Here is a 9,949-nt window from a genome sequence, read left to right on the forward strand (position 1 = left end):
CTGAACAGCAAGACCTCAGAGTTCCAGTTCCGTCAGGCAGGCTTGCGCAATGTCTCGGTCTGGGGCATCGGTTCCTGGCATCGTCGCCCAGCCGGCTGTCATGAGAGCGTCGCGCCTCTGGTAGGTCGAGGCTGCCCGAATCGTTGCAAGCTTGTCCGCCCGAGCTGGATCTGACCGCGCCATGTCGAGGCAGATCGGTACCATTGAGGCGACGACATCGTTACGGGACATCGCCACCGCCCGGTCATGCGAAGTGCCGCCGGTCACCCAGCCACCCCATGTAAACCCGACGACGCCGACAAAGACAGCACCGATCACGGCACCATAGATGCCCGGTTTGAGCCATTTGGGAGTATTCATTTCAAGTCCTCCTTCGGAGAAAGCGCCGCCTCGCTGTGATTGTTCGTTTCGGTCGTGGCCGCATCCCGGCCCAGCACCTCTTTCAGGTCGCTTTCGGAAATCGCCCGGGTATCCCGGCAAGATGAACGGGTTTAAAAAAAGTCACCGTCGATCTGGTCGACCGCATGTTCATCTCTGATCTCCGCGATGTTGGCAGATCCGTCGCTCGCCACTGTTGACGGCCCCTTGGAGGCCGGGACCGACCAGTCGAACGATTTCTCCTCTTGTACATCGGAAACGTTCGACTGGCGCTATCGCATGTTAGTCCCGGGCACCGAACCGGTTGCGACCTCCCTGGAGGCGCTCGCCCGCACTGACCTGTGTAAGGGCGCGGGGACCGACCTGCGCGTATCCTTTGCGAAACAGGGATGATCTGCATTCCTGCAACCCTTGAAAGGATTGGCGATGGCCGCCCCCGATGTTCTCAACCCGCACCCGCCCGAGTTCGATCGATTTCTCTATGCGTCGGTCGGCAAGGACCGGAACGGCTATGCCGTGTCTGTGCTCTCCACACTCGCGCGCCTCGGCCTCGATCCATGGAAAGAAACCGCTGAACTGGTCACGCTTGGGCGCGACGACGCGCAAGCACGCTTGGGAACGCTGCTTGCTCGTTTTCGGGACGTACCCGCGCTCGCAAGCGATCACGGCAAGATCGCACGAGACCTGAGCCAGCTGCTTCCCGAAGGCCAGACGTCAGCTGCCCTGCAGCGCGCTGCCTCCACGGTGGCCGACGGCCGCCCGGGCACTAGCGGAGCGATCTGGGCGATACTCGCGATCATCTTTGTACTGTTTCAGATGTTCATGGTTGGCGGGTCGGGGTCAGGCGAATGACCGTCTCAACCGCGACCGCGACGAGACCGGCCCATGCAGCGCACAAGTCCGGTACGCTTTCTCCACACGAACAGGGCATACTCTGGGACATGGAGGAACACTTCTGGACCAGTGGCGCCGACAACGCGCGGGCAACGACAGCGACCAACGCCGTCATGGTCTTCCCCTATCCGCCCGGCATCCTCCAGGGCGACCAGATCTGGACCCATCTTCGTGAAAGGACCGGATGGCATTCCGTTGCCATGGCCGAACGGCGCGTGATGCGATGTCATGACATCGCCATTCTCACCTATCGGGTCTCGGCGGAGAAGCCCGACGTGCCAATCTACAAGGCGCTCTGCGCCTCAACCTATCTTAACGATGAGGACACCTGGCTGAGGATTTCCCACCAGCAAACTGCGGTGAATTGAGAAGCGCATAGGCAACCGACCTGCCGCAGGCGCCGGGGCTAACCTGCGTCAGTGCGGCGGGGCGCCGACTCCGTTTAGGTGAGACGTGCCCGCCGAGTATTTGGTGGTGCATCTTTTTCCGAGTACCTGAGAAGCGTGTGGGCGTGTCGATCCCCAAAGGACCGCATGTCGACACGCTTCTTATTCTCGGAACGTCCAGGAAAGGACAATTCCAATGACTCCCGAACAGAACAAGACTGCCGAGAAGATGAAGTCCGTGAAAGCCGCTTGGGACAAGGCGCCCGCTGGCCCGAAGAAGGATGCGGCGCTGAAGCACTACCAGGCAGCCGAAAAGGCCAACACGGCGAAGAACGACACCGACACGAACAAAGAACTGGACGCAGCAACGCACGCTCTCGCGTAAAGCTTCCCGTCTGAATTAAATGCGCGGTCGCTCTGCGACACCCGCTTGGCGACCGCGCACGAGCCAAATCCATTCGGAGCATCTAACAGATTTTCGTCCAACAGATCAAAGGATTATCAGATGTACTTCAAAGCCATTCTTCTCCTGCCGGTCTTGATTGGTCTCGGCGGATGTCTCGGAAACGATACAGAACGCGGTATTGCCGGTGCTGCAGGCGGTGCAGTGATTTCCGGAGCAACTGGCGGAAGCCCTGTTACCGGCGCTGTTATCGGCGGCGCTGCGGGTTACCTTTGCAGAGACCTGAACGTGCCCGGCTGCCGCAACGAATAGTGGGGCAAAAACCATCGGAGTGAGCGCTTCATACGCGTTCCCTCGGACACGCCTAACACTGGAAAGATGAAAGGAAGACCGTGAAGAGTCGCAACTTCTTGTTCGTCTTGATTGGGGCGCTTGTCGTTTGCGCTATCGGGGCTGGCTATCTCTAATATTAGGAACGTCAAAGCGGCATCGACATCAAAATCGACGAGCATGGCATGACCATCGAGGGGATCTGAAATGACCGGCCTCGTGCCGGAAACGTCACCATCGGGGCACACCGCAGGGTAACGGGGCGAACCGCGGGTTTGTTCGATGGTTTGCGCTCCGTCACCGGAAGAAGAGGATCGCCGACGTGCCTGCTGGGAGCTGAAGACGCTGATTGGAGAGCACGTCCGTCATGTGAACCGGCTGTAAGGGCTGTTTTTCTCGCAAGGGGTCGGCGGATACGAGCCGCGGAACAAGGACCGCCGTGAACGGCTGGAGGAACTGCGCACGGGGGATGGGCGGCCGTTGCCGAAACACCTGAAGGCACTGGCCCTTGCGCGAGCTGGATGTTATCGAGCTGCTGAACCGGCAGATCGAGGCTGTGAAGGCGGAACGCGACGCGCTCTTGGAAGAAACTCCGGCCAACGGTTGCGCACCGGAACCGGTTCGGATGCTGCTCGGGCTCAAGGGCATTGGTCCTGGTTTTGCCGGCGCCTTATGGTCCAAAGGACTGTTCCGGAAATTCGCCAACAGGCGCCAGGTCGCAGCGTATGCGGGGCTTGCCCCCACGCCTTGGAACAGTGGCACAATCAACCATGAACAGGGCGTTTCGAAGGCGGGCACCCCCCCGTCTGCGCGCCATTTCCGTGGAAATGGCTTGGCTTTGGCTGCGGCATCAACCTGACACGGCGCTTGCGCGATGGTTTGCCGAGAGGGTCCGCCGGTTCGGCCCCCGCGCCAGGAAAGTCACGATCGTCGCTCTGGCCAGGAAGCTGCTTATCGCATTGTGGAAATATGTGACAGCCAGCGTTGTTATCGAAGGCGCCCGAATGAAGGCCACCTGACCGCCAGCCTGTAAGACGAGCAACCAATTCCACCGGGACCTGATCAGTGTCGGCGGATCCGGGGGGACGAACCGGCGTAGGGTTTGGCCTTACATGCCGTAGTTAAGAATGGTCCCGTCCTCACGAGCCCTGTCCGCAGGATGCGGAATTATGGTGCAGCCGGGGTCCCCGGCAACCGCATGTGAGCTTGGCCATCAACGGCTTGTTGTTGAGAGTCCGCGTCTACACCGATCGCTGCGGCGCCCGGAGCGTAGGCTGGCTCAATCGCGCACCGAGAGGCGAGTATCTTAAACTATGCGGAAATCTCACTTTGGCTGGATCAGTCCTGTGATCCGACGCACCGCAACCCGGCGATTGAGGCGCTCGGCTTCCAGTGTCGGAACGATTGGAAAGCGTTCGCCGTAACCCTGGACGACAATGTTCTCGGGTCGCACGTCGAAATACTCGGACAGGGCCAGCGCAACGGTTTCCGCGCGGCGGTCCGAAAGAAGCAAGTTGTAGCTCTCGTCACCGACAGCATCGGTATAGCCCTCGATCAGGAAAAGTTCCCGCGGATTTTTTGTAATCAACTCCACCATCAGCGAACCGATTTCCAGAAGCTGTTCCGCCTCGGAAGGCTCTATAGCAGCGGAGGCGGTTCTGAAGGTAATGTTTGACAGATTGATTTCGGGCGCCAGGTCGCGAACTTCGCGGTACTCCCTGACCTGGCTCAAACTGAAGGCGCGTCCGAGGTCGCGACGCTCGGCAGCCCGAAGCGCCTCGCGCAGGGTGTCCTTGTCGGTAGCGTCACGATAAGATAGATCAGAGACAGTCGGTTTCGGCAATGCCTGAATTTCAACCGGCTCGAAACGTCTTGTGTCGTCAATCAGCAGTACCTCTTTGCCATTGCTATCAATCCTGGTGCGGCGCAAAACCCGACCCAAGGCGTCGCGGATCGTTACAATCTGGACACCATCCTGGCGCGTGACAAATGTGCGTGTCGAGCCATCACTGAAGGTTTCCGTGCGAACGTCGGACCCGGCCTCGCGGACGAGGATATCGTCGTCCTTCAGAACACTGAAATTGCCATATTGGTCCTGCACGACGACCCGGTCGCCCGTCTTTGCTGTAACTTTCTGCCCATTGGATAGAACAGACCCGACAACAAGTGCGCCAAGCGCGAGCAGGCCGGCCTTTTCAAGAGTGCTCAGGCCACCGTCCTTGGACTTGACCTTCGGCTCGACAAACTCTTCGCTGCTGGAACGCGTGGCCTCCTCGGTGACGGTTTGGGTTGTCACTTCAATATCGGCACCAACTGTTGCGTCGGCTGTCACGACGGCGATCTCCGCCTGGCTCATATCATCGGCACAAAGTGTTTCGCCTTTGACGTCGACCAGTTCGACAACACATTCCTTGGCTTGGGTGGCGGCGCGGGCCTCGGCTTCGGCGATTGCGGTTTCTTCGGCTTTCTTGGCTTGCGCCAAGGCTTTGGCATCCACGATCGCAGTTGTTTCCGCTTCCGACTTCGTTTGGGCGTCGGCATTTGCCTGCGCTTTCGCAGCCTTCGCGGCTTTGGCTTCTGCTTTCGCCGCTTTGTCTGCGGCCCCGGCCTCAGCCTTTGCGGCAGCCAAAGCAGCCGCTAAGGCATCTTCTTGTGCTTTTGCGTCAGTTTGATCTTTTACTTTTAGTTCAGCGTCTGCTGCTTCCTGAGCTTTCAGGTCGGCGGTAGCCTTGGCCTCGGTAGCCTTTTCGACTTCGGCTGACGCAAGCGCTTCGGCATCGGTCTTCGCCTTCGCATCGGCCGCGACCTGCGCGTCTTCCGTTGCTTTCACAGAGTCGACAGCAGCCTGTTCAATTGAACAGGCCTCGGCATTGGCTACGCGCACGATCCGCTCCGCTATAATTTCGTTGGATTCGCCCCTGTTTTTCTTGTCCTTCTTGTTCGCCGCATCATCGACTTCAAGCAGGTTTGTACCGCAGACAATCCCAGTGAGTTTCAACTCCTCAAGACATGCCTCTTCAGCCGCCTTGGGTTTGCCGCTGAAACTCTCAAGACAGGCGAGAGTCGAGGCCAGCATCGCTTCGGGAATAGCTCCCGGCGTTTCGGCTTTGGACTGCGCCAGTGCGGGCAGCGGCTGAAGAAACGACAGCACAAGAACCAGTGCAGTTGTGGAATCCAGTTTGTTCTTGATCATGTCCGCTTCCTATTGATTGATCATTCTCCGCCAATTCAACCCACGAGATGCGCAAAAAGGCAGAGCAATGAATAATTAAAGAACCCCGTTACAGACGAACGGTGAGGACCAGAACGACGATAACGATAAAGATCACACTGATAGCGCCCACGACGCCATATTCGAAACCGAAGCCATATTCCCTAAGCCGACCGAGCACCCATCATCCCCACTACATAAAATTCTGCAATGCACAGCGCCGCACTAACTTGCATCAACATACCAAAGGATTTGGCCTTCGCCAGAAATGTCGTCCAGACCGCGATAAACATGGCCGCTATGACCGGACCCATGATGAAACCCTGTATGCCAAAGGTCGCGGTCCCGTCGATGGTCGAAATCAGGACGACATAGTGGGGTATTCGCGTTGCTTGCCCCACAAGCCATGGCCGGGTGATGTTTTCGATCAGGCCGATGACCATGACGCCATAGACCATCAGGGCAATTCCTTTCCAGATCACTCCATTAGCAAGGAAATCTATTGCCACCGGTCCCCAGACCAGTGCCGCCCCGAACACTGGAACCAGCGACAGGAGAGACATCAGCACCGTCCACAAAATGACAGCATGAACCCCCAGGAACTAGAACCCCAGTCCGCCAAGGCAGCCCTGCAAAAGGGATACGAGAATGTCCCCACGTACCGTGGCGCGAACGACAACGCCGTGGGTGTGAAACAGGTCATGTCCGCCGCCACACATTGGGATCACAGAGCAATCTTGTGACGTGGGTTTGACGACGCAACAGCATTCTTTTCCGTGGGCTAATCAGGGTTAGTGCGGCTCTTGGGACGAGAGGCGAAAAAGACTCAATCGCCGGGTTAGGAACATGGCACCACGTCATCTTCTGGAAAGACTCGCTCCAAAAGGACAGAACCATGTTCAAAGTCACTGGAATTCTATCTGCGGCAACCGTCATCACCCTGGCGGGCTGCACCTACAATGATGGCACGCCGAACCAACCTGCAACCGGTGCGGTTGTCGGTGGTGTGACAGGAGCGGCCATCGGAAACGCCATTGGGGATGATACGCGCTCCACCATCATCGGCGGAGCGATCGGCGCTGCGGTGGGCGGCGCCATCGGGGCGAACATGGCCCAACAGGAACACGAGTTGAATCAACAACTGGCGGGCAGCGGCGCGGTCATCACCAATACCGGCAGCCAGCTGCGTGTTATCCTGCCCGAAGGCGTGACCTTCCCGACAGGGTCCGCCACTGTAGCCTCCAGTTTCCGGCCTGCCCTGCGCGAAGTCGCGCGTTCACTGAACGCGCATCCGAATTCGACGGTTCGTGTTGTAGGTCATACCGACAACGTTGGCTCTGCCGCCTACAATCAACAGCTGAGCGAGGATCGGGCGTTGGCCGTGGCGCGCATTCTGGTCCGCGATGGCGTGTCTTCTTCGCGGACTACCTATTCCGGTCGCGGCTACAGCGAGCCGATCACGACGAACGCCACGGCCGCCGGCCGGGCGCAGAACCGCCGGGTCGAAATCGTGATCACGCCGACGCGCTGACCTACATCAATGCACAAGCAACGCAAAGCCGACAGCATAACTCCTGGTCGCAACGGATTTGGCGACCACCTACCTTCGGAAAGGAAAACGCAATGGACAAGGACCAGGTGATCGGCTCGGCCAAGGTCGTGAAGGGTAAGATCAAGGTTGCCGTCGGCAAGGCGGTCGGCGACGCCAAGCTCGAAGCGGAGGGCAAAGCCGAAAAGGTCGAGGGCAAGGTCCAGAACGCTGTTGGCGGCATCAAGGATACGATCCGTGACGCCTAGAGCCCCAGTGCTTCGAGCGTCCACTCATTCGCAGGCAATGGTCCCGGCAGCACGGCCTTCCTGCGACCACGGTTCTGCCTTGCGCGAGAGCTCCACGTACCAGCGAGGACAATTTCGGTGAGCCGGAACTTGCTTCTCCTCCTGATCGGTGTGCTCGCCGTCTGCCTCATCGGCGCAGGCTATCTCTACTATAAGGAACGCCAAAGCGGCATCGACATCGAGATCAACGAGCATGGCGTGACCATCGAGGGGAACTGAAACGACCTCTTGCCGACAATACCACCATCGGAGCGTCTCGCATGACGAGCGCGCCCCAACATAGGAGAAAGCGCCATGTCACTTGGTACGATCCTGATCATCATTCTTGTCATTTTTCTGCTCGGCGGGTTCAGCGGGCGCTTCGGCGGCTATGGCTACGGCTTCGGTCATGCCGGGACCGGTGTTCTTGGTACCGTGTTGATCATCGTTGTCATCCTGATGCTGCTGGGTCGCATCTGACGGCACGCCAATGCGCAAAGACGTCAGCGGAGAATGGGCCCTTTATGATCCATGTAGGATGGATCGAACTGGGCGAACTTGACCAGTTGGTCATAGTCGTCGAACGCGACAAACCCGTCCCGAAACGTGACCATGCCTGCCTCGCGCAACTGCCTCAGCACCCGGTTGACGTGGACGGCACTCAGCCCAAGCGCATCGGCCAGGTGGTATTGCGTCAGCGGACAGGCATAGCCGTCCTTGTTCCCCAGGCCCACCAAGGCAAGCCTTGCGCCAAACTCCAGCAGGAAATGCGCCATTCGCTCGCCGGCATTCCGACGCCCCACATCCACAAGATGCTCGACCACCATCGCCTCGTCCCGGGACGCAGCCCACAGAACCGCGGTGGCCAATCGCGGCGTTTGCGTGAATGCGTCCAGAAGGTCGGCCACAAGAACCTCCGTCACCTCGATATCCGTCACCGGCTCAATGCTGTGATCCGAGACATGCAAAAGAACACTTCGCAGCCCCAGGAAGTCGCCGGGGATCTGGAAATCCACGATCTGCCGCTGACCATCCGAAAGAAGCTTGTAGGAACAGGCCCAGCCAGAGGCGAGTATATAGGCAGCCTGTTCCGTTTGCCCCTGATGGACAAGATCGCGCCCCGCAACGAAAGTGCGGCGGCGCTTGTGCAAGGACGCAAGAACCGACAGTTCGGGGTCCGAAAGTGCGACGAATGCACCAATCTTCCGGACAAGCGGAGTGTTATCGATCATTTGTCCCTCTTTGACGCGCATCGAATTTCTAACAAAAGAAATCGCCCCGAAGACTGATGTCGATCAGCCCAGCATAACAGAGTTCCTGCAAGTCTGTTCCGTAAACAACAGGCGCCCCCCCCGCGTCGCAGGCGTCGGAAAGGTCGATACTCCATGACGGACGATCATACGTATTCAGGCATGGCAGCTCTCTCAGTTTGTGAGGCCTTGCTCCTCGCACTGAACGATGCCGGGATATTGCCCGAGAAAGAGATCATGGGCGTTCTGACGGATGCCGCTGTCACCCATGAGAACGCCGTTGGATCCGCGGCCGATGTCGAAAGGCACCAGGCTGCGGCAGCATTGCTCCGAAGGATCATTGCTGGAGGGAATTCTGTTCGCAGGGGGTGACTCTACAGATGGCGCGCCTGGTTCAGGCCAACATGGCGCACTCACCAAGTTCGGAGAGCAGGCCCCATTATTTACAAAAGGAGGAAAACCATGAAAGATCACGAAAAACCTGCCACTTCACCTAAGTCTCGGTCCCTGAAGGTCCCAGACGAAACCGGCGAACACAAGCGCGGGAAGGCCGTAGAAGACGAACCGCACCCACCAGACGAAGGCGCTCAAAAGATCGACCGACCCGGTTTTGATTTAAGTGGCTCATCTGACGACACACATGCCGGAACGGGTTTGGGTCTAGGTGCTGATGCGTCCGATACAACCGGTGACAGACGGCTTCCGGGGCGCCGGCCTGACAACAAGCTGACCATTCCGCGTTGGAGTGGGCCCGAGCCAGATGGCCCAACCAAGCCTGCCAGGAAACCGTCGGGCAGCAAAACGTAGGTCCCGATGAACGCCTTGCAGATCGGCACGCTTCTGATTGTGTTCGCCGGCGTGTTCGGAGCGGTAAATCACATCGTCTTCCGCCTGCCATCTGCTATCGGCATCCTGATCGTCGCCCTTGCCGCATCCTTCTGTGTCCTAGGCTCCAGACCCATTGATTTTGGTCATCTGCCGTGATTCAGGGTCCGCAAGGAGACCTGAATGATGAGCAACCTTTTTTGGCTGAGCGAGGCGCAGATGGAGCGTCTGAAGCCCTTCTTCCCGAAGTCGCACGGGAAGCCTCGTGTTGATGATCGGCGCGTTCTGAGTGGAATAATTTTCATCAATCGCAATGGCTTGCGATGGTGCGATGCGCCGAGGGAATATGGCCCGGCGAAGACGCTCTACAACCGCTGGAAGCGTTGGAGCGATAACGGCATCTTCGCCCGCATCCTGACAGGCCTGGCTGCCGAGGGGACTGAGCACAAGACGATCA

The 9,949-nt window shown here is 58.6% G+C and carries 15 protein-coding genes and 1 pseudogene; 12 read left to right on the forward strand and 4 right to left on the reverse strand.

What is annotated here, in order from left to right; all coding sequences use genetic code 11:
- Positions 1-15 precede the first annotated feature (15 nt).
- Positions 16-360, reverse strand: coding sequence for a hypothetical protein (locus BLT75_RS15670; RefSeq protein WP_093033694.1), 345 nt, complete (start codon positions 358-360; stop codon positions 16-18).
- Between the two features lie 444 nt (positions 361-804).
- Here BLT75_RS15670 and BLT75_RS15680 point away from each other — a divergent pair, with 444 nt between their 5' ends.
- From BLT75_RS15680 to BLT75_RS15700, 5 genes and pseudogenes are all read left to right on the forward strand, one after another.
- Positions 805-1,230, forward strand: coding sequence for a hypothetical protein (locus BLT75_RS15680; protein WP_093033700.1), 426 nt, complete (start codon positions 805-807; stop codon positions 1,228-1,230).
- Positions 1,227-1,640 (forward strand): hypothetical protein, encoded by a 414-nt coding sequence (locus BLT75_RS15685; protein ID WP_245706557.1) that lies wholly within the window; start codon positions 1,227-1,229, stop codon positions 1,638-1,640. The genes BLT75_RS15680 and BLT75_RS15685 overlap by 4 nt, the downstream gene beginning before the upstream one ends.
- A gap of 214 nt (positions 1,641-1,854) precedes the next feature.
- On the forward strand, positions 1,855-2,043 hold the full coding sequence (locus BLT75_RS15690) for a hypothetical protein (protein ID WP_093033706.1): 189 nt from the start codon (positions 1,855-1,857) through the stop codon (positions 2,041-2,043).
- Between the two features lie 120 nt (positions 2,044-2,163).
- A complete protein-coding gene (locus tag BLT75_RS15695; protein WP_093033710.1) occupies positions 2,164-2,373 on the forward strand; it encodes a hypothetical protein in 210 nt (69 codons plus the stop codon).
- A gap of 276 nt (positions 2,374-2,649) precedes the next feature.
- Positions 2,650-3,410 (forward strand): annotated as a pseudogene (locus tag BLT75_RS15700) (transposase); the annotation flags it as partial.
- A 305-nt stretch (positions 3,411-3,715) separates the two neighbouring features.
- On the opposite strand, the gene BLT75_RS15705 reads toward BLT75_RS15700, so the two are convergent.
- Together BLT75_RS15705 and BLT75_RS15710 are read right to left on the reverse strand one after the other, a co-directional pair.
- Positions 3,716-5,584, reverse strand: coding sequence for an OmpA family protein (locus tag BLT75_RS15705; protein ID WP_093033713.1), 1,869 nt, complete (start codon positions 5,582-5,584; stop codon positions 3,716-3,718).
- 182 nt (positions 5,585-5,766) lie between these two features.
- Positions 5,767-6,201, reverse strand: a complete 435-nt coding sequence (locus tag BLT75_RS15710) for an AI-2E family transporter (RefSeq protein ID WP_281243173.1) — start codon at positions 6,199-6,201, stop codon at positions 5,767-5,769.
- Positions 6,202-6,497: 296 nt separating this feature from the next.
- Between BLT75_RS15710 and BLT75_RS15715 the strand changes: the two genes are divergently transcribed.
- From BLT75_RS15715 to BLT75_RS15725, 4 genes are all read left to right on the forward strand, one after another.
- On the forward strand, positions 6,498-7,133 hold the full coding sequence (locus tag BLT75_RS15715; protein ID WP_093033716.1) for a YiaD family glycine zipper/OmpA-like lipoprotein: 636 nt from the start codon (positions 6,498-6,500) through the stop codon (positions 7,131-7,133).
- Between the two features lie 92 nt (positions 7,134-7,225).
- Positions 7,226-7,399, forward strand: coding sequence for a CsbD family protein (locus BLT75_RS15720; protein WP_093033719.1), 174 nt, complete (start codon positions 7,226-7,228; stop codon positions 7,397-7,399).
- Positions 7,400-7,516: 117 nt separating this feature from the next.
- On the forward strand, positions 7,517-7,657 hold the full coding sequence (locus tag BLT75_RS24420) for a hypothetical protein (protein ID WP_176828069.1): 141 nt from the start codon (positions 7,517-7,519) through the stop codon (positions 7,655-7,657).
- A 75-nt stretch (positions 7,658-7,732) separates the two neighbouring features.
- Positions 7,733-7,897, forward strand: coding sequence for a DUF3309 family protein (locus tag BLT75_RS15725; protein WP_093033722.1), 165 nt, complete (start codon positions 7,733-7,735; stop codon positions 7,895-7,897).
- Between the two features lie 23 nt (positions 7,898-7,920).
- Here BLT75_RS15725 and BLT75_RS15730 read toward each other — a convergent pair whose 3' ends face one another.
- The gene (locus BLT75_RS15730; protein ID WP_093033775.1) at positions 7,921-8,649 is read right to left on the reverse strand and encodes a Crp/Fnr family transcriptional regulator; all 729 of its coding nucleotides are present in this window, start codon (positions 8,647-8,649) and stop codon (positions 7,921-7,923) included.
- 153 nt (positions 8,650-8,802) lie between these two features.
- On the opposite strand from BLT75_RS15730, the gene BLT75_RS24880 reads away from it, so the two are divergent.
- The 3 genes from BLT75_RS24880 to BLT75_RS15740 all read left to right on the forward strand — a co-directional run.
- Positions 8,803-9,039, forward strand: a complete 237-nt coding sequence (locus tag BLT75_RS24880) for a hypothetical protein (RefSeq protein WP_093033725.1) — start codon at positions 8,803-8,805, stop codon at positions 9,037-9,039.
- 441 nt (positions 9,040-9,480) lie between these two features.
- Complete coding sequence (locus BLT75_RS24425; RefSeq protein WP_176828071.1) at positions 9,481-9,651, forward strand: hypothetical protein; 171 nt, start codon at positions 9,481-9,483, stop codon at positions 9,649-9,651.
- Between the two features lie 27 nt (positions 9,652-9,678).
- Positions 9,679-9,949, forward strand: a 271-nt coding sequence (locus tag BLT75_RS15740) for a transposase (protein WP_143028577.1), incomplete at its 3' end; no start/stop codon positions are given.

It is taken from the genome of Ruegeria marina (assembly GCF_900101475.1).
Taxonomy (GTDB): Bacteria; Pseudomonadota; Alphaproteobacteria; order Rhodobacterales; family Rhodobacteraceae; genus Ruegeria_B; species Ruegeria_B marina.

Coding starts and splice junctions, on each gene's coding strand:
- BLT75_RS24880 (WP_093033725.1), top strand. CDS start 8,803: ATGACGGACGATCATACGTATTCAGGCATGGCAGCTCTCTCAGTTTGT.
- BLT75_RS15705 (WP_093033713.1), bottom strand. CDS start 5,584: ATGATCAAGAACAAACTGGATTCCACAACTGCACTGGTTCTTGTGCTG.
- BLT75_RS15730 (WP_093033775.1), bottom strand. CDS start 8,649: ATGATCGATAACACTCCGCTTGTCCGGAAGATTGGTGCATTCGTCGCA.
- BLT75_RS15685 (WP_245706557.1), top strand. CDS start 1,227: ATGACCGTCTCAACCGCGACCGCGACGAGACCGGCCCATGCAGCGCAC.
- BLT75_RS15715 (WP_093033716.1), top strand. CDS start 6,498: ATGTTCAAAGTCACTGGAATTCTATCTGCGGCAACCGTCATCACCCTG.
- BLT75_RS24425 (WP_176828071.1), top strand. CDS start 9,481: ATGAACGCCTTGCAGATCGGCACGCTTCTGATTGTGTTCGCCGGCGTG.
- BLT75_RS15725 (WP_093033722.1), top strand. CDS start 7,733: ATGTCACTTGGTACGATCCTGATCATCATTCTTGTCATTTTTCTGCTC.
- BLT75_RS15720 (WP_093033719.1), top strand. CDS start 7,226: ATGGACAAGGACCAGGTGATCGGCTCGGCCAAGGTCGTGAAGGGTAAG.
- BLT75_RS15695 (WP_093033710.1), top strand. CDS start 2,164: ATGTACTTCAAAGCCATTCTTCTCCTGCCGGTCTTGATTGGTCTCGGC.
- BLT75_RS15690 (WP_093033706.1), top strand. CDS start 1,855: ATGACTCCCGAACAGAACAAGACTGCCGAGAAGATGAAGTCCGTGAAA.
- BLT75_RS15670 (WP_093033694.1), bottom strand. CDS start 360: ATGAATACTCCCAAATGGCTCAAACCGGGCATCTATGGTGCCGTGATC.
- BLT75_RS15680 (WP_093033700.1), top strand. CDS start 805: ATGGCCGCCCCCGATGTTCTCAACCCGCACCCGCCCGAGTTCGATCGA.